This window comes from Streptomyces sp. SAS_281 (assembly GCF_052542855.1).
In genome coordinates, this window is the sequence record NZ_JBMNDO010000037.1 from 24,195 (window position 1) to 41,715 (window position 17,521).

Here is a 17,521-nt window from a genome sequence, read left to right on the forward strand (position 1 = left end):
GGCACCGTCCTGGCGATGAACCCCGATGGCGAGGTTGCGGCGAATACTCCTCCACTCTCATCGCGAAGGCTCCCGCACGAGCGAGAGCCTTCGCGTTCCCGCAGTTCAGGACACTGTCACGAAACCGAGTTCAAGGATGGACCCGCGGACCGCGTCTGAAGACACCGAGCTCTCCGCATCCGCGCTGTCACCCTGCTGCTCGACAACAGCCTCCTCCGCCTTCCCGGGACTGCGCGGCCGGAGCGCGGTCAGACCGAGCAGTGTGCCGGGCCGATGACGCCGTCCGTGCCCTTCACCGTGACCGCCTCGGTCCGGTCCGCCGTACGGGCCCGGGCCGCTGTGCAGATGAGCTGCTGGCGGGCGGCCTGGGAGAGTCCGGTGACCGGGATGTCCACGGTGACCCGCACGCCGTCCGCGTTCAGCTCGACGGCCAGGCGCCTCCGGCCGGTGGGCAGCTCCGACCGTAGTCCGGCGTCGCGCTCCGCCCTGGTGGGCCCGAGGAGTAGGAGCAGGAGGGCGTCGGGCGCCCCGGTCGACCCGGCCTCCTCCCAGGCCCCGTTGTCGCCGACCTGCACGGTGCGGGACTTGCGGACGACGGGCATCAGCCGGGACGCCGAGGACGAGGACACGAAGTACAGCAGGGTGCCGAGCTGGTCGGCCGGGGCCACTTCCACGGTCGCCGGTTCACCCGCCTCCACGACGTCCGTCGCGCGGATCCCGCACCCGGGGGCGAGCAGCAGCACGGGCAGCAGCGCGCCGAGCACGCGCCCGCCCCTCACCGCTCCCCCAGCGGCAGCTCCACGGTGAACACCGCGCCGCCCCCTCGGCGGTTCGCCGCGCCGACCGTCCCCCCGTGCAGCCGTACGTTCTCCTGGGCGATGGCGAGGCCGAGGCCGCTGCCCGCCGACCGGGTCCGGGCCGCGTCGGCCTTGTAGAACCGGTCGAAGATGTGCGGGAGCACCGCCACGTCGATGCCCGGCCCGCTGTCCTCCACCTCCACGACGAGCCGGGCGCCTCCCCGTACCCGTACGGTGACGGGCTCCGCACCGTGCCGCAGGGCGTTGCCGACCAGATTGGCGACGACCACGTCGAAGCGGCGCGGGTCGAGCACCGCCCTCACGCCGTCGGGCAGTTCGGTGGTGACCCGGTCCTCCCAACGGCGGCCCTGAAGGGTCTTGCGTATGGTCTCGGCGACGTCGACCTCGTCGAGGTGCAGCTCGGCCGCTCGGGCATCGAAGCGGGATATCTCCATCAAGTCCTCGACCAGGGTGGCCAGTTTGCCGGTCTCCGCGCTGATCAGGCGGACGGCGGCAGCGGTGTCGGGGCGCAGTTCACCGGCGTCCTCGTCCAGGACCTCGGTGACGGCGAGCATACCGGCGAGCGGGGTGCGCAGTTCGTGGGAGACGTCCGACGCGAAGCGCCTGGCTCGCTCCTCGGCCCGGCGCAACTCCTCGACGGAGTCCTGGAGCTTGGTGGACGACTCGTTGAACGTCCATGCCAGGTCGGCGAGTTCGTCGGAGCCGCGCACCGCGATCCGGGTGTCGAGCTCGCCCCTGCCGATGCCCGCCGCCGCGCGGCGCAGCTCGCGGACCGGTCGCAGGACGCTGCGGGCGGCGAGCAGCGCGGGCACCAGGGCGACGAGCAGGGCGGGCAGGGCGCCGTCGCGGGCGGCGGTGACCATGGCGGCCACGTTGGCGTCCTCGGTGGACAGCGGCATCACGGCGTAGAGGACGAGGCCGGTGGGCTGTCTGCCGTCGCCCCGGTTGAACAGGGCGGGCATGCCGACGGTCAGCCACGGCTTGCCGTCCTTGACGACGCGCTGGAAGGAGCCGTGGGTGTTGTCGCGGGTGGCGGTGCGCAGGTCGGCGGTGATCACCCCGGAGGAGGACCGGTCCGACGAGGAGGCCCGCAGCTTCCCGTACTCGGCGAACACCGTCCAGCCGCGCCCGCCGCCCGCCCGGGCCAGCCCCAGGCAGACATGGCGCAGCTGCTCGCTGTCGATGGGCAGGCCGACGGCCTGGTCGCCGACCCGGTCGCGGAACTGGGCGACGGCGGAGTCCTGCGCCTGCTGGAGGATCGCGGAGCGGGCCTCGCGGTAGGTGAGTGCGGCGGTGGTGGCGGCGCTGACGGCCGCGACGAACAGGAACGCCGCGATGAGCCGGGTGCGGAGGCCGAGGCGGGCGGCGAACAGTTTCATGTGAGCGGTCCGAAGCGGTAGCCGAAGCCTCGGACCGTCTGGATGTAGCGGGGGCTGCCCGGGACGTCCTCGATCTTCTGGCGGAGGCGGCGGACACAGGCGTCGACCAGGCGGGCGTCGCCGTGATAGCTGTGCTCCCACACGTGTTCCAGGAGCTGCTGGCGGCTGAAGACCTGCTCGGGCGAGGCCGAGAGGTGGAGCAGCAGCTTCAGTTCCGACGGGGCGAGGAGCAGCCGTTCGCCCGCCTTGGCGACGGCGAGGCCCGCGCGGTCGACCGTCAGTTCCCCGTGGGACTCGGTGCCGCCGCGTCCGGCCGGGACGGCGAGGCGGCGCAGCACCGCCCGGATGCGGGCCTCGATGACCTCGGTCCGGGCGGGCTTGACGATGTAGTCGTCGGCGCCGGCCTCCAGGCCCACGACGACGTCGAAGTCGTCACCGCGCGCGGTCAGCATGATCACCGGGAGCTGACTGGTCTCCCGGATGCGGCGGCACACCTGGACGCCGTTCATGCCGGGCAGCATCAGGTCGAGGAGGACCAGGTCCGGCCGGAACTCCCCGAGCGCGGCGAGCCCGGCCTCGCCCGTGCCGACGGCCCGCAGCTCGTGGCCGCGCCTGCGCAGGCCCAGCTCGACCCCCTCGCGTACCGAGGGATCGTCTTCTATGAGGAGCACGCGAGGCATGGCGTCAGTATCCCAGCGATCAAGGAATGGATTCGAACGGACAGGCGAGCGCGGGCCGCTTCAGCCGCGCCGGAACCGGCCCCGGGCGGCGTTCAGCGCGGCGCTCACCTCGGTGAGCCCCAGCGGCCGGGCCAGCCCCGCCACGACCAGCGCGAGGACGGCCGTCCCGGCACCCAGCGCGGCGAAGTCCCCGAGGCCCGAGCCCTGCGTGTCGACGGCGCGGGCCGCCCCGTACGCCAGCGCCCCGGCCGGCACGCACGCGGCGACCAGCCGCCCGTGCGCCCACAGCCCGGGCGAGCGGCCGAGCGAGGGGCGCGGCGCACCGCGCGGGGCGAGCCTGCGGTGCAGCACGTACGCGGTGACGGCGAAGCCGGTGAGCAGGGCCACCGAGTACGCGCCCGCCATGCCGGTCACCGCCCAGCGCGCGGGCAGCGTCAGATAGGCGACGACCGAGAGCCCGGCGTTGAGGGCCGCGATGACCAGGTTCAGCAGGAACGGGGTGCGGGTGTCGCTCATCGCGTAGAACCCGCGCGAGAGCACGTACTGCCCGGAGAACGCGATGAGTCCGGGGGCGAACGCGGCCATCATGCCCGCCATCACCGTGATGTCCGCCGGGCCGGTCCGCCCGTAGCCGAAGACCGAGCCCATCACCCAGGGCGCGAGCGCCAGCAGCAGCGCGGCGGCCGGAACCACCACGGCGGCGGAGGTGCGCAGCGCGTACGAGAGGTCCCGGCGCACCCCGGCGAGGTCGCCGCCCGCCGCCGCGCGGCTCATGCGGGGCATCAGCGCGGTGACGAGACTGACGGTCACGATGCCCTGCGGCACGACCCAGAGCTGGTACGCGTAGCTGTACGCGGTGTAGCCGGCGCCGCCCGCGAGGTGCTGGTCCACGGCATGCTGGCCGCTGGCGGTGGAGAGGCGGGTGATCACCCAGTACGCGGCCTGGTTGGTGAGGACGAGCATGACGAGCCAGCCGGCGGCGCGCAGCGGCCGGGTCAGTCCGCTGCCGCGCCAGTCGAACCGGGGCCGCCAGCGGAACTTCGCGGCGCGCAGCGAGGGCACCAGGGCGAGGCTCTGCACGGCGATGCCCGCCGTGGTCCCCCAGCCCAGCCACTGCGCCTGCGCGGAGGTGAGGGTGCCGTCGGAGCTCGCCGCCGTCCAGAGGTAGAGCCCGAACACGGCAATGATCACGAGGTTGTTCAGGACCGGCGTCCACATCATCGCGCCGAACCGGTCGCGGGCGTTGAGGACTTGGCCCAGGAGCGTGAACAGCCCGTAGAAGAGGATCTGCGGCAGGCAGTAGCGGGCCAGGGCGATGGTCAGTTCGGCCTGGTCGCCGTCGTAGGTCGGGGCGTACACATGGATGATCAGCGGTGCGCCGAGGACGGCCAGTGCGGTGAGGGCGAGCAGGCCCGCCGTGCACAGGGTGAGCAGGCGGTCGGTGTAGGCGGCCCCGCCGTCGCTGTGCTCCTTGGCGGCCCGGACGAGTTCGGGGACGAAGACCGCGTTGAGGGCGCCGCCGATGAGCAGCATGTAGAGGATGTTGGGCACGGTGTTGGCGACCGAGTAGCCGTCGGCCCGCAGTCCGGTGCCGAGCGCGGCGACGACGACCGCCGAGCGTACGAACCCGGTGGCCCGCGAGACGATGGATCCGGCGGCCATCAGGGCGCCGCTGCGCAGCACCGAGCCGGAGCCGCGCGCGCCGCTCTGCTCGGGGGCGACCGCCTCCGGGGCGGCGCCTGCGGCCGTCACCGGCGTGCCAGGTACGCCTGGAACGCCCGGAACAACGTGTTGTTGGCGGCTCCGCCCACCGATGTCTCCCACTCTCCGAGGGTCTCCACGACCTCCCCGCCGGTGCCCAGCTTCCAGCGCAGCAGCCCGAAGGGCCGGTCATGGGGATCGAGGGTGGAGGATACCCCGCGCATGTCGTAGACCTCGGCGCCGCCTTCGAGGGCGTCGCACATCATCCGCCACTGCAGGGCGTTGCTGGGGCGGACCTCTCGGCGGTGGTCGGCGGACGCGCCCGTCTGGTACCAGACCCGCCGGCCGGTGCTGATCATGGTGTGGGCGGCCAGGATCTCCCCGTCGTGCACGGCGAGGCAGAGCCTCATCCGGCCGGTCTCCTCGGCGTTGAGCGCGGCGTACTGGCGCTGGTAGTAGCCGAGCGAGCGGCCGAGCCGGAAGCCGTCGCGCTCCTCGGTGATCCTCAGCAGCCGGTGGAATTCGGGCAGTTCGGCGGCGCTTCCGGTCACGATCCGCACGCCGGCCTTGTGCGCGCGGCGGACGTTGCGGCGCCACTCCTGGTTGAGCCCGGACCACAGGTCGTCGGTGGTGCGCCCGGCGAGCGGCACCCGGAAGACGTACCGGGGCTGGGCGTCCGCGTCGTCGCCGTCCCCGCCGCAGCGCCGCCAGCCGCGCGCCCGCAGCCGGTCGGCCACGGCCGCGCCGAGCGGGTCGACCTCGCTCGCCAGGACGTCGCCGACCGTGCGCCCGGGGCCGGTGGCGGCCTTGAGGCGGGCGCCGGTCCAGCGACGGTAGGCGGGGCCGGGGCCGATGCGTACGGCGAACGCCCCTGCCCCGCGCAGGTGCGCGAGCAGGGGGCGCAGCCAGCGGTCCATTGCCGGGTCCGCCCAGTCGGCGGCCGGGCCCTCCGGGAGATAGGCGAAGTACTTCCGGGTGCCCGGGAATTGCCGGTAGAGGACGAGCGCGCTGCCGTTCAGGGTGCCGTCGTCGTCGTGCCAGCCGAGCCTTTCCGAGGACCAGCCCTCTTTCACCCCGGCCCAGGAGGGGTACTGCAGGAAGCTGGCGTCCGCGAGCGTGGCCAGATGGGCTCGGTGCTCGTCCACCGTGAGGCCGCGGATGCGTAGGTCCCGTTCCCTGCTGCGGTCTCCGGTCGCTAGCAGCGCTGACATGTCGGTGGCCCTCCCTCTCGGGCCCCGCGGTCTGCTCTGCGGGGCTGCCCAGGATGCTCACAGCGGTCCGTGACGGGTCCGCGCGCCGAATGTGACCGGACGATGACCGTTGCGCCGCACTTCCCGTCACACAGGGAATTCCTGCTTTTCCGCGGATTCACGGAACCTAGGCTCCGGTGCGTTCCTCTTCACCGATGACCGAGCACGGCCCCGGAGGTTTCCGTTGATTCCCGCATTCCTGATACCGGCGCGCCCGCCGCGCCCCGCCCAGCTCGCGCTGATCGCCGGCTGCGCGGTGCTCGGCGTCACCCTCACGGCCTGTTCCGGAGGGGCCGCCGCCTCGGACAAGAACGGTGACGCGGCCCCTTCGAAGGCGGCGGCGCGGGCCTCCATCTCGGTGAACGCGCACGGCACGTCGGCCGCCGCGGGCAAGCCGGTGACGGTGACCCTGGCGGCCGGGAAGCTGCGTGAGGTGACCGTGACGGCCGGGGAGGGCGGCCCGCTCACCGGCCGGATATCCGCCGACGGCCGGACCTGGACGTCCGACCGGGTGGCGGCGCCCGGGACGGCGTACCGGGTGGAGGCGCGCGACACCTCGGGCGGCAGCGACACCGCCTCGTTCACGACGCGGGCGGCGGACAAGGTGAACAAGCTGACGCTGGCGCCCGGGAAGAACACGACGGTGGGCATCGCCCAGCCGCTGTCGATCGTGTTCGACAACCCGGTCAAGGACAAGGCCGCTGTCGAGAAGGCCCTCAAGGTGTCCACCTCGAACCACACCGAGGGTTCGTGGGGCTGGCTGCGCGACTACTCGGGCCGCGACCGCGTCGACTGGCGTCCGAAGGAGTACTGGAAGTCCGGGACGCGCATCACGCTCGACGCCGAGCTGAACGGCGTCGACTCGGGTCCCGGGGGCGGCTTCTTCGTACGGGACTACGCGACCACGTTCACGGTGGGCGCGAGCCAGGTGGTGAAGGTGGACCTGGACCGGCACCGGCTGGCGCTGAAGCGGGACGGCCGCACGGTCATGGACGTGCCCGTGTCCGGTGGCACCCCGGGCGGCGACAAGCGGTCCTGGCGGGGGACGGCCGTGCTGATGGCGAAGGAGGGCACGATCAACATGCGCTCCGAGACGGTGGGCCTGGGCCACACGTACGACAAGATGGTCGACTACTCGATGCGGCTGACCTGGTCGGGCATGTACGCCCACGCCGCGCCGTGGAACGCGGCGTACTTCGGGCGGGCCAACCACAGTTCGGGATGCGTCGGGATGAGCGACGCGAATGCCGCCGCCCTCTACCGGCAGGCCCGCGTCGGCGACCCGTTCGAGATCACGGGCGCGGAGACCAAGGGCACGGTCGCGGAGGGCAACGGCTACGGGGCGTGGAACGTCTCGTGGGACGAGTGGCAGACGAGGAGCGCCCTCGGCTGACCGGTCCGCCGGCGCGCAGCTGACCTTCTTCCCGCGTGCGAGAAGTGATCACCGGCTGCTGCCGGGCGGACCTTGCTCCCGTCCCTCTACCGCCCTCCCGGCATGAGCGTGCCGGGCTGTGCCGGTCCGACGCCCACCGCCTCCGTCTTCGGATTGCGCCGTTGCCGCCTCGCCACCCAGGTGGCGAACCAGGAGAGCAGCATGCACATCCCGATGTAGATCGGTGAGATCACCATCACCACGGGGATGAAAGGCAGATCGTAGTCCAAATTGGAGGCGATGAGTTTGCCCGCGTGGAGGAATTCCTCGTACGTGATGAGGTAGCCGAGCGAGGTGTCCTTCAGGGCCACCACCAGCTGGCTGATGATGGTCGGAAGCATCGCGCGGATCGCCTGCGGCGCCAGGACGAAGGTGGTGACCTGCGTCTTCCGCATGCCCAGCGCGTACGCCGCTTCGCGCTGGCCGCGCTCGACGGAGTTGATGCCGGTACGGAACACCTCGGCGAGCACCGAGCCGTTGTAGAGCGTCAGTCCGGCGACCAGCGCGGGCAGCGGCTGCACCTTCAGCGCCACGAAGATGAAGAAGATCATCACCAGCACGGGCATGGCGCGGAAGAACTCGACCAGGATCGTGGCGATCCAGCGCACCGGGCGGTGTTCGGACAGCCGCCCGACCGCGAGGACGGCGCCGAGGGCCAGGGAGAGGACGGCGGCGTAGGCGAACGCCTTGAGGGTGTTGCCGAGTCCGCGCAGCAGGAGCTCCTGGATGCCCTTGTACTCGAAGGGCGTCCACTTGGCGGCGGTGAACTGGTCGGTGTCGAAGAGGAGATAGATCACCCAGCCGATCAGAGCGAGGATGAGGACCGTCGACACGACTCCGTAGAGGCGGTGCCGTTTGCGGGTGTGCGGTCCGGGGATGTCGTACAGGGCGTTGGCGGGTGCGGAGTGGGCGGTCATCGGGCGACTCCCCAGCGCTTTTCCATGATGTGGAAGAGCGCGCTGATGGCGAGGGTGATGATGAGGTACCCCACGGCGATCCATACGAAGGTCCAGATGATGCTGTAACCCAGCTCGTTGAGGGTCTTGTAGGTACCGAGGAGTTCGGTGACGCTGAAGGCCCCGGCGATCGCCGAGTTCTTGGCGAGCGCGATGAGCGTCGAGCCGATCGGCGGGATCACCGAGCGGAACGCCTGCGGCAGCACGATGGCGCCGAGACTCTGCCCGAAGGTCATCCCGAGGCTGCGGGCCGCCTCGCCCTGCCCGGTGGGCACGGTGTTGATGCCGGAGCGCAGCACCTCGCAGATGAACGCGGAGGTGTAGCAGCCCAGCGCGAGGATCGCGAACACGTTGAACGGCAGGACGAGCCCGAAGCGCGGCAGGCCGAGGAGCACCGCGAAGAAGAGCAGGGTGAGCGGGGTGTTGCGCAGGATCGTCACCCACACGGTGCCGAACACCCGGAGCGAGCCGACGGGTGCCACCCGGAACGAGGCCATGACGAAGCCGAGTACCAGGGCCAGGATCGAGGCGTAGACGGTGAGTTCGACGGTGCCGAGGAAGCCCTTGCCGTAGAGCGAGAAGTTGTCGGTGAGTACGTCCATGGGGGTGGGCCGTCCTCTCAGTTCGCCGGGTAGCGGTCGATGGGCGGCGGCTTGGGCGCGGGCGCGCCCGACAGCCCGAGGGTCGCCTCGAACGCCTTCTTCCAGTTGCCGTTCTTCTCGTTCTCCTCCAGCGCGTCGTTGAGTGCGAAGCGCAGCGCGTTGTCGCCGCGCGGGACCCCGATGCCGTACGGCTCCTCGGAGAAGGGCTTGCCGACGACCTTCATCTCGTCGGGCGCCTTGGCGGCGAAGCCCAGCAGGATCGCGTCGTCGGTCGTGACGACGTCCACCTGGAACGTCAGCAGGTTGTCGACACAGATCGAGTACGTGTCGTACGCGACCAGCTTCGCCTTCGGGTAATCGGCGGCGATCCGCTGGTACGGGGTCGAGCCCGCGGCCGAGCAGACCGTCTTGCCGGCCAGGTCCTGCGGACCGTGGATGTCGTCCTCGTCGGTGCGCACCAGGAGTCCCTGGCCCGCCATGTAATAGGGACCGGCGAAGCCGACGAGCTTCTTCCGCATGTCGTTGATGGTGTAGGTACCGACGTAGTAGTCGATCTGCCCGTTCTGGAGGGCGGTCTCGCGGTTGGCGGAGGCGATCGTCTTGAAGCGGATCGACGCCGGGTCGAAGCCCAGCGCGGCGGACATCATGCGGGCGATCTCGATGTCGAAGCCTGAGTAGACGCCGGTCGCGGGGTCCTTCTCGCCCAGGTAGGGCTGGTCCTCCTTGGCGCCCACCCGGAGGTAGCCGCGCTTCTTCGCGTTCCGCCAGGTCCGGGAGTCCGGCAGCCGGAAGCCCTTGTCGACCTGGTAGATGGGCAATTGGTCGGCCTTCGGCCCCTTGACCGGCGGGCTGCCCTCCTTGCCGCAGGCGGCGGCGAAGAGGGCGAGCAGGAGGCCGGCGCAGACGGCCAGCAGTTTCCTCGTACGCAACTCAGGGCCTCCTGTCAGTGCTTGAGGATCTTGGACAGGAAGTCCTTGGCCCGGTCGCTCTCCGGGGAGGTGAAGAAGTCCTCCGGGGTGCGGTCCTCCACGACGCAGCCGTCGGCCATGAAGACGACCCGGTTGGCGGCGGAGCGGGCGAAGCCCATCTCATGGGTGACGACGACCATGGTCATGCCCTCGCGGGCGAGCTGCCGCATCACTTCGAGGACCTCGTTGATCATCTCCGGGTCGAGCGCCGAGGTGGGCTCGTCGAACAGGAGCGCCTTGGGGTCCATGGCGAGGGCGCGGGCGATGGCGACGCGCTGCTGCTGCCCGCCGGAGAGCTGGGCGGGGAACTTGTCGGCGTGCGCGGCGAGCCCCACCCGGTCCAGGAGTTCGCGGGAGCGCTGGTCCGCCTCGTCCTTCTTCCGCTTGCGTACCTTGACCTGGGCCAGGGAGACGTTGGCGAGAACGCTCTTGTGCGCGAAGAGGTTGAACGACTGGAAGACCATGCCGACTTCGGCCCTCAGCTGCGCCAGTCCCCGGCCCTCCTCGGGGAGGGGCCTGCCGTCGATGGTGATGTGGCCCGACTCGATGGTCTCCAGCCGGTTGATCGCCCGGCAGAGCGTCGACTTCCCGGAGCCGGACGGGCCGATGACCACCACCACCTCCCCGCGGCCGACGGTGAGATTGATGTCCTGCAGTACGTGCAACTTTCCGTAGTACTTGTTGACGTCTCGCAGCTCGATCAACGGATCGACGGCCATACGCTGCCCTACCCACTTGTCGCTCGGTCGAGGTCAGCGCAAACTAACCAGCCCGGCAAGGGACTTCTCGACCGACACGCACCAATGGGGCAAAAGGATTCTTATCGCTTCGCTCGGTCCGCCGCGCGGAACGAGTCAGCCCTCGGCGGACTCCGCGTACACCTGGGACAGCTCGGGGCTGCCGGACATCGCCCAGTCGAGGCCCGAGGCGACCACGTCGATCTCACGGCCCGAGGCGAGCCGCACGACGGGCTGACCGCTCGGCCAGATGTGCCAGTGCGCCCCGGCGACATTGCGCACCAGGACCGTGCCCAGGTAGAGCCCGGCGTCGTTGCCCAGCCAGGGCAGTTCCTCCGGGTCGTCGCGCCAGTGGGGCACCAGCTGATCGAGGGCCGTCAACGAGGCGGGACTGTCGTCCAGTTCGATGCCGTGCTCCCCCACCCGGACCCGGAGCAGCTCGCACTCGGCGAGCAGTTCGGCCACGCCCTCCGGGTCGGCGTCGACGGCGCCCGCGAGGCCCGTCTTCCGCGCCCCGTCGTGGCGCTTACGCCAGTTGTCCAAGAAAGGGATGTTCATACCGCTCAGAATCGCATCCCGGCGCGCCCGCGCACCACAGGGCGCGCGGCCTGTCGTTCGAGCGCCGAACACCGCACGGTCACCGCGCGTTCACGGAACGCGCCCCGCCCCGGCTCAGAGGTCGAGGTCCACGACCACCGGGGCGTGGTCGGAGGCGCCCTTGCCCTTGCGCTCCTCGCGGTCCACGTAGCTGTCCTTCACGGCGGCGGTGAAGGGGGTGTTGCCGTAGACGAGGTCGATGCGCATGCCCTTGTTCTTCGGGAAGCGCAGCTCGCGGTAGTCCCAGAAGGTGTACGGGCGGTCGTACTTCAGCGGGCGGGGCATCACGTCGGACAGGCCCTCGGCGCGGAGGGCGGCCAGGGCTTCGCGCTCGGCGGGCGTGACATGCGTGGCCCCCTCGAAGAGCGCCGGGTCCCAGACGTCCTCGTCGGTCGGGGCCACGTTGAAGTCGCCCAGCACGGCGAAGGGGGCCGCACCGGCGGCGTCGGCGGCCACCGCCTCGCGCAGCACCTCCAGCCAGCGCAGCTTGTACGCGTAGTGCTCATGGGCGACCTCACGGCCGTTGGGCACGTAGACCGACCAGAGGCGCACCGGGCCGCACGTCGCGCTGATCGCGCGGGGCTCCTGCGCGGACTCGTAGGCCGGCCCGTCGGGCAGCCCGAGCACGATGTCGGAGAGGCCGGCGCGGGAGATCAGCGCGACCCCGTTCCACCGCCCGTTGGCGTTGACCGCGGACTCGTAGCCCGCCTCGCGGAGGGCGTCGGCGGGGAACTGCTCGGCGGTGCACTTGGTCTCCTGGAGGCACAGCACGTCGGTGCCGCTGCTCTCCAGCCAGGCCAGCAGCCTCGGCAGGCGGGCGGTGATCGAGTTGACGTTCCAGGTGGCGATGCGCATGTACGTAAACCTAACGCCTGCCACTGACAGCCGCCGGGGCGGCGGCCGTCACAGGCCCGTCGAGTCGCCCGGCGTCATCCGGCCGTGGTCGGAGCCGCCCAGCTCGCCGATCTGCCGGTCGTAGATCGGCCGGGCCAGGTCGGTGAGGAGCGCGTCGTGGATGTCGATGGCGCGGCGCGGCTTCACCTCGCGCACGTAGTCGATGACCTCGGAGATCTTGTTCCACGGGGCCATCACCGGCAGCAGCAGCGTGTCGACGGCCCGGCCGGGTACCGTCAGGGCGTCGCCGGGGTGGAAGACCTGACCGTCGGCCAGGAAGCCGATGTTGGTGACGCGCGGGATGTCCGGGTGGATCACCGCGTGCAGCTCTCCGTGCACCTCGATGTCGAAGCCGGCGGCCGAGAAGGTGTCGCCGTGGCCGACCGTGTGGACGCGCCCCGGGAAGGCCGCGCTCAGCCGCTCGGCGACGCTGCGCAGGGTCCAGACCCGGGCCGCCGGGTCGGCTTCGAGACCGGCCCGGATCCGTCCCTCGTCGAAGTGGTCGGGGTGCTCGTGCGTCACGAGGATCGCCTCGGCGCCGATCGCCGCGTCGCCCTCCGAGAAACCGCCGGGGTCGATGACGAGCGTGCGCCCGTCCTTCTCCAGGCGGATGCAGGAGTGCGACTGCTTGGTCAGGGTCGGCGCGGCGTTCTCGGTGTGGCTGCTCATGTCTCCATCCTGCTACGCGGGTGGCGTCGTTTCCGCCCGAATCACCGACTGCGCGATCGTGAAGGCGGCGCTCGCGGCAGGAATCCCGCAGTACACGGCCGTCTGCATCAGCACCTCGCGGATCTCGGTGGGCGTGAGGCCGTTGCGGAGGGCCGCCCTGGTGTGCGCGGCCAGGCTCTCCATCCGCCCGGAGGCGACGAGCGCGGTGAGGGTGACGGCTGACCGGGTGCGCCGGTCCAGCCCTTCCCGGCTCCACACCTCGCCCCAGGCGTACCGGGTGACCAGCTCCTGGAAGTCCCCGGTGAAATCGTCGGCGGCGGCGAGGACCCCGTCCACCTGCGCGTCGCCCAGCACCTCGCGCCGCAGCCGCATGCCCGGCGCGTACGGGTCGGGGCGCCCGCCGGCCGCCGCCTCGGGGGCCGGCCCGGCGGGGGCGATCTCCGCGACGGGCTGGACGGGGGCGGTGAGCCGGGGCACGGAGTCGGGCATCGGGATGGCCGCCTGGGTGTCCTGCCAGGCGGTGGAGAAGTGGGTGAGCAGGAGATCGGTGACCGCCCCGGGCTGCTCGACGGGCGCCAGGTGCGAGGCGCCGGGCACCAGCGCGAGCCGGGCGTCCGGTATTCCCGCGACCAGGGTGCGCGCATCGCCGGGCCCGGTCACCCGGTCCTCCGCCCCGACCACGACGAGGGTGGGGACGGGGATGCGGCTCAGTTCCGTACGGACGTCGAACGCGGCCAGGGCCTCGCAGGCGGCGATGTAGCACCCCGGGTCGGTGGTCCGCACCATCTGGACGGCCCACTCCACGATGGCGGGCTGCGCGGCGGCGAAGGCGGGCGTGAACCAGCGCTCGGGCGCGGTGCGCGCCATGGGCTCCAGCCCGTTCGTACGGACGATGACGCCGCGCTGCCGGAACTCGTCCGCGCTGCCGAAGCGGGGCGAGGACGCCACCAGTGCGAGCGCGGCCACCCGGTGCGGGTGCCGCAGCGCCAGGTCGGCGCCGATCGCCCCGCCGATGGAGCACCCCACGTACCCGAACCGCTGGACCCCGACCCCGTCGAGCGTCGCGAGCAGCCGGTCACCGAGGTCCGCCACTGCGGTCGCGGGCCGGGCGGGGGCGCCGCCGTGCCCGGGGAGGTCGTACCGGAAGACTCTCCAGTGCCGGGTGAGCTCGGGTATCTGGCGGTCCCACATGTGCCATGTGGTACCCAGTGAGGGGCCGATGACCAGGACCGGGGCGTCTTCCGGCCCGTCAAAGCGGTATTGCAGGGTGTTCGGCGGTGTATCACTCACGCCCCGCACCCTCTCACGTCTCACAAAATCTCACACAGCCGGGGGAAGCCGGCCGGCCCGATGCCTCCGGGGCTCGGCTCGTCGAGTACTGCCGACGCCCTCATCGGTTGACGACGAGCCTCTCAGGGTGCACGGGCGGCCTTGACGCAGCGTGCCCTGCTGGTCGCGCTCGCGCCTGGTCCACGTCGACGCCCTGCGTCCTACCAACCCCAAGACCGGTTACGGGACAACCTTTGGACGCTTTCAGGTTGCCAAGATCGTCACGCGGTTGAGCCGGACAGCAGTCGGTGACGAGGCGATGGCGCCGACCGCGTCCTTCGACCGGGCGTCCGCCACCTCTCCGAAGATCGTGTACTGCCCGTTCAGATGGGGCGCCGAAGCGAGGGTGATGAAGAACTGGGAGCCGGTGCTGTCCCGGCCCAGATTCGCCATGGCCAGTTGGAACGGCTGCTCGAATGAACGGTTCGGATGGATCTCGTCCGGTATCCGGTATCCGGCGCTGCCTTGCCCCGTGCCCAGCCGATCTCCGCCCTGAACGACGAAGCCCGGCACACGGCGGTGGAAGACAGTGCCGTCGTAGAAGCCGCCCTCTCCGCTGGCCCCGGTCAGAGGATCGGTCCAGGTGCGGCCTCCGGTGGCCAGGCCCACGAAGTTGTCCGCTGTATAGGGGGCTTCGTCGGGGTTCAGTTCGAGGTTGATGTCGCCGAGTTCGGTGTGCAGGACCGCGGCAAGGGTTCGGTAGGTCCGCAGGGAGGAGGAGAAGGGACGGCGGGCAGGTGTCCGGCGAATCCGTACCGGGGAGTCGAGCAGTGAGTCGGTCAGGGGGTCGAACGCGCCCCGGTCGCTGCGGTCACCGCATCCGACCGCACCCGGCGCGTTCGCGTGCGGGCCGGCCGCGCTCCATCCCCGCGAAGGGTCGGTACGAGCCTCGGTCGGGGCGGCGGGGCGCGACCCGAGCCAGATCGGATGGCCCTCCACCCGGTCGAGGCGCTGCGCCTGCCACAATTCCCGGACTTCGGCCGAGGCGTGGGTCAGCAAAGTGTCGAGATCGGTCGCCGCTTGGGCGTCCAGCACCTCTCGCATGGTCGTTGTGTCGTGGTATTTGTCAAAGAGCGAGCCGTTGTTGTGCTCCAGAGTGAAGCACTGGTCGACGAAGACACGGTCGGGCAACTCGTGTCGGACGTAGCGCCGCACCATGGCGGCGACAGGTGCCCACGCTTCTCCGCCGAACTCGACGCCCGGACCGGCGAACGCCTCCGTCGCGAGCTGAAGCGCCCGGCCGTGACCCCTCTCACGGCGCAGCCGTGGCCATGTGACACGGCTGTCACCCTGGTTGAGCTGCGTGATGAAGTCCGCCAGCTCCGGCGGGTGGTGGTGCGTTCTGGCTCGTTCGTAGTGTCCGAGCTCGTTGCCGATGACGTTGTCCAGGTGCCCCGCCAGTTCGGCGCACAGCTGGGGCAGCCAGCGGAACAGCCGTGCTCTCGCCGTGCGGTCGCCAGCTGCGGCCAGCCATTCCAGCAGGTAGAAGTCGGCGGCGAGTGAGGAGGGGTCGACGGAGTCGACGAACCACCGCGGGCTGTGTGCGGCGAGGTCCGTGGCGATCAGGGTCAGAGCTTCAGCGCGCTCGATGTCACCGTCGAGATATCGGTGCCAGTGCCGCTCGGCTACGGCATACAGGCGGGCGTAGCGCCACTTGGTGCCGAGCACGTCGGCACACGTACGGTGGGCAGGATCCACCGCGCGGACCAGATGACCGGCGGTCATCTCCACGAGGACTTTGGTGAGGAGGACCCGCAGCCGGCGCTGGTAAGGCAGGCTGCCGGGCAGGCGTCGGACCAGCTCGGCGGACAGGTGGCGGTCGGGGACGGCCCCGGACTTCAGCTGCGCCCAGCCCAGCATGGTCAGCACAGCGTCCGCGAGCGTCGATCCACGGAGGCGGCGACAGTCGACGTAGAGGCCCGTGGCCCTGCCTGCGTCGACCAGGAAGCCCGTGGCCGGCGGGGCGGGCGCGAGCGGCACGAGGTGGAGGTCCAGCGTCCGCTCGGTCTCGTCGGTGCCCAGCGCCGCGCAGAGGGGAGCCAGGTATCGCTCGGGCCGGAGGAAGTCGGTGATCTCGGCAGTCGCCTGCTTGCGGATCCTCTCGAATGGTGGGAGCGCCTCGGCGAGGGTCGGCGCCGCGGCGGTGAGCGCGGTGGCGACGAGTTCCGTTCCGGGACGGAGGCGGTCGTCGTCGACGAGGGCGATGAGGTCCTCAGGCCGGTGGGCGGCGGCCAGGAACGCGGGCAGGCCGGAGCCGACGGTCCGCGCCCATGACCGCAGTCCGTCGAGGAACAGCTCCGTCTCCGGGGTGACCGGCCGGGGCAGGAAGTTGGGCTCCCAGGAGCCGGTGCGGCCGATCAGCTCGCGCTGCAGTGCGAGGGCGAGGTCGAGAGTGGTGTTGCGTTTCTGACGGAACTTCATGTCGCTCCCCGCCGTCCACCCGTCTCGATCAGCAGACCCGCTTCCTGCAGTTCGGTCGTGAGGCGCCGGCACCGCGCGTCGGTCAGTGCGGCGAACGCGGGCGCCGCCTTCGACAGGCGCAGCGCGTGCTCGGTTACAGTCTGCGCGGAACGCCCATCACTCAGGCCCCAGACCAGCGCCGCATCGGGCGACAGGCGGAAGTGCTGGCCGGCGGGCTGGACCAGCGTGACCATGGCGTCGTAGGCGCGCGGGAGAAACGGTGGAGACCTGCGCAGCGGACCCCTCCCCGCCGACCAGGCGGGCCAGCGGGAGACGTCGACGCCCTGCCAGCCGAGGGTGGCCGTGGCGATCAGGCACGTCTGGGCGAACGACGTCAGCGCGGCCAGGCCCTCACCGGGGTCGACGGCCAGGGGGTCGTCCCGCAACAGCCGTTGGAACTCCGGGAAGGGGAACCCGTCGGGACCGCTGCGGGCGAGTTGCCGCCACACCCATTTCTCGCCGAAGTAGAGGTCCCCGCCCGCCGCGGCCAGCGCCTTCCCCGCGCACACGAGGGCGCGCCGACCGGCGAGCGCGGCCGCGTCCAGGTCTGAGGGGTCGTCTGACTGGCGCAGTCCGAGGCAGTCCTCGGCCGCGAAGAACGCGGCGAGCATCCAGTTGTTCATGACCAGTCGGGCGAGCTGCAGAGGATGCTCGTCGAGCCGTTCACGCAGCGCGGCCAGCATCCCGGAGTCGGTCACGATGTGACCGGTGCGCAGCCGGACGGCCAGCGCGATCTCACGATCCGACAGCGTCTCCCCCGCCGGGCCCGAGCGCGGTCCCGTGCCGAGGACTCGGTCGACGAGCGACTCCAGGGTCTCCTGGGAGAGATGCTGTACGTCGATACGGATGTCGGCGGCGAACATCTGCTGCCGTTTCTCTCCCGCCGGGGCGCCGACCAGATACACGTCGATGTCGCTGGTGGTACTGCCAAGCCCGACTGCCGAACTCCCGGCGAGTAAAGCGGAGTCCGCGTGTGTCGCCGCGGCCAGGCGGGACGCGATGCTCCTGCCCAGACGCATCCGGTCCTGGGCCGATGCGACTGCTGTCAT

16 protein-coding genes are annotated in these 17,521 nt (G+C 71.2%); 1 reads left to right on the forward strand and 15 read right to left on the reverse strand.

What is annotated here, in order from left to right; genetic code table 11:
* Positions 1–248: 248 nt before the first annotated feature.
* The 5 genes from ACN6LM_RS16530 to ACN6LM_RS16550 are packed head-to-tail and all read right to left on the reverse strand — an operon-like array spanning position 249 to position 5,789.
* Positions 249–764, reverse strand: coding sequence for a hypothetical protein (locus ACN6LM_RS16530; protein ID WP_445066115.1), 516 nt, complete (start codon positions 762–764; stop codon positions 249–251).
* An 11-nt stretch (positions 765–775) separates the two neighbouring features.
* Positions 776–2,197 (reverse strand): HAMP domain-containing sensor histidine kinase, encoded by a 1,422-nt coding sequence (locus ACN6LM_RS16535; protein ID WP_445066116.1) that lies wholly within the window; start codon positions 2,195–2,197, stop codon positions 776–778.
* Positions 2,194–2,877, reverse strand: coding sequence for a response regulator (locus ACN6LM_RS16540; protein ID WP_425809642.1), 684 nt, complete (start codon positions 2,875–2,877; stop codon positions 2,194–2,196). Before ACN6LM_RS16540 ends, ACN6LM_RS16535 begins: the two co-directional genes overlap by 4 nt.
* Positions 2,878–2,937: 60 nt before the next feature.
* Complete coding sequence (gene murJ, locus ACN6LM_RS16545) at positions 2,938–4,629, reverse strand: murein biosynthesis integral membrane protein MurJ (RefSeq protein WP_445066117.1); 1,692 nt, start codon at positions 4,627–4,629, stop codon at positions 2,938–2,940.
* Positions 4,626–5,789, reverse strand: a complete 1,164-nt coding sequence (locus tag ACN6LM_RS16550) for a lipid II:glycine glycyltransferase FemX (protein ID WP_445066118.1) — start codon at positions 5,787–5,789, stop codon at positions 4,626–4,628. Before ACN6LM_RS16550 ends, murJ begins: the two co-directional genes overlap by 4 nt.
* 223 nt (positions 5,790–6,012) lie before the next feature.
* Between ACN6LM_RS16550 and ACN6LM_RS16555 the strand changes: the two genes are divergently transcribed.
* Positions 6,013–7,221, forward strand: a complete 1,209-nt coding sequence (locus ACN6LM_RS16555; protein ID WP_445066119.1) for an Ig-like domain-containing protein — start codon at positions 6,013–6,015, stop codon at positions 7,219–7,221.
* An 86-nt stretch (positions 7,222–7,307) separates the two neighbouring features.
* Here ACN6LM_RS16555 and ACN6LM_RS16560 read toward each other — a convergent pair whose 3' ends face one another.
* From ACN6LM_RS16560 to ACN6LM_RS16605, 10 genes are all read right to left on the reverse strand, one after another.
* On the reverse strand, positions 7,308–8,177 hold the full coding sequence (locus ACN6LM_RS16560) for an amino acid ABC transporter permease (RefSeq protein WP_445066120.1): 870 nt from the start codon (positions 8,175–8,177) through the stop codon (positions 7,308–7,310).
* Positions 8,174–8,818 carry an amino acid ABC transporter permease gene (locus ACN6LM_RS16565; RefSeq protein ID WP_445066121.1) on the reverse strand — a complete coding sequence of 215 codons (645 nt, stop codon included), beginning with the start codon at positions 8,816–8,818 and terminating at the stop codon, positions 8,174–8,176. The genes ACN6LM_RS16560 and ACN6LM_RS16565 overlap by 4 nt, the downstream gene beginning before the upstream one ends.
* A 17-nt stretch (positions 8,819–8,835) precedes the next feature.
* On the reverse strand, positions 8,836–9,747 hold the full coding sequence (locus ACN6LM_RS16570) for a glutamate ABC transporter substrate-binding protein (protein WP_445066122.1): 912 nt from the start codon (positions 9,745–9,747) through the stop codon (positions 8,836–8,838).
* Between the two features lie 14 nt (positions 9,748–9,761).
* Complete coding sequence (locus ACN6LM_RS16575) at positions 9,762–10,505, reverse strand: amino acid ABC transporter ATP-binding protein (protein ID WP_445066123.1); 744 nt, start codon at positions 10,503–10,505, stop codon at positions 9,762–9,764.
* A 135-nt stretch (positions 10,506–10,640) separates the two neighbouring features.
* Positions 10,641–11,081 (reverse strand): DUF6278 family protein, encoded by a 441-nt coding sequence (locus ACN6LM_RS16580; RefSeq protein ID WP_445066124.1) that lies wholly within the window; start codon positions 11,079–11,081, stop codon positions 10,641–10,643.
* Positions 11,082–11,195: 114 nt separating this feature from the next.
* Complete coding sequence (locus tag ACN6LM_RS16585) at positions 11,196–11,975, reverse strand: exodeoxyribonuclease III (protein ID WP_445066125.1); 780 nt, start codon at positions 11,973–11,975, stop codon at positions 11,196–11,198.
* A 48-nt stretch (positions 11,976–12,023) separates the two neighbouring features.
* Complete coding sequence (locus ACN6LM_RS16590; RefSeq protein ID WP_445066126.1) at positions 12,024–12,683, reverse strand: MBL fold metallo-hydrolase; 660 nt, start codon at positions 12,681–12,683, stop codon at positions 12,024–12,026.
* Positions 12,684–12,695: 12 nt separating this feature from the next.
* The gene (gene pcaDC, locus ACN6LM_RS16595) at positions 12,696–13,973 is read right to left on the reverse strand and encodes a bifunctional 3-oxoadipate enol-lactonase/4-carboxymuconolactone decarboxylase PcaDC (RefSeq protein WP_445066127.1); all 1,278 of its coding nucleotides are present in this window, start codon (positions 13,971–13,973) and stop codon (positions 12,696–12,698) included.
* Positions 13,974–14,216: 243 nt separating this feature from the next.
* Positions 14,217–16,433 carry a peptidylprolyl isomerase gene (locus ACN6LM_RS16600; protein ID WP_445066128.1) on the reverse strand — a complete coding sequence of 739 codons (2,217 nt, stop codon included), beginning with the start codon at positions 16,431–16,433 and terminating at the stop codon, positions 14,217–14,219.
* Entirely contained in the window at positions 16,430–17,521 is a 1,092-nt protein-coding gene (locus ACN6LM_RS16605; protein WP_445066129.1) for a hypothetical protein, read from the reverse strand. Before ACN6LM_RS16605 ends, ACN6LM_RS16600 begins: the two co-directional genes overlap by 4 nt.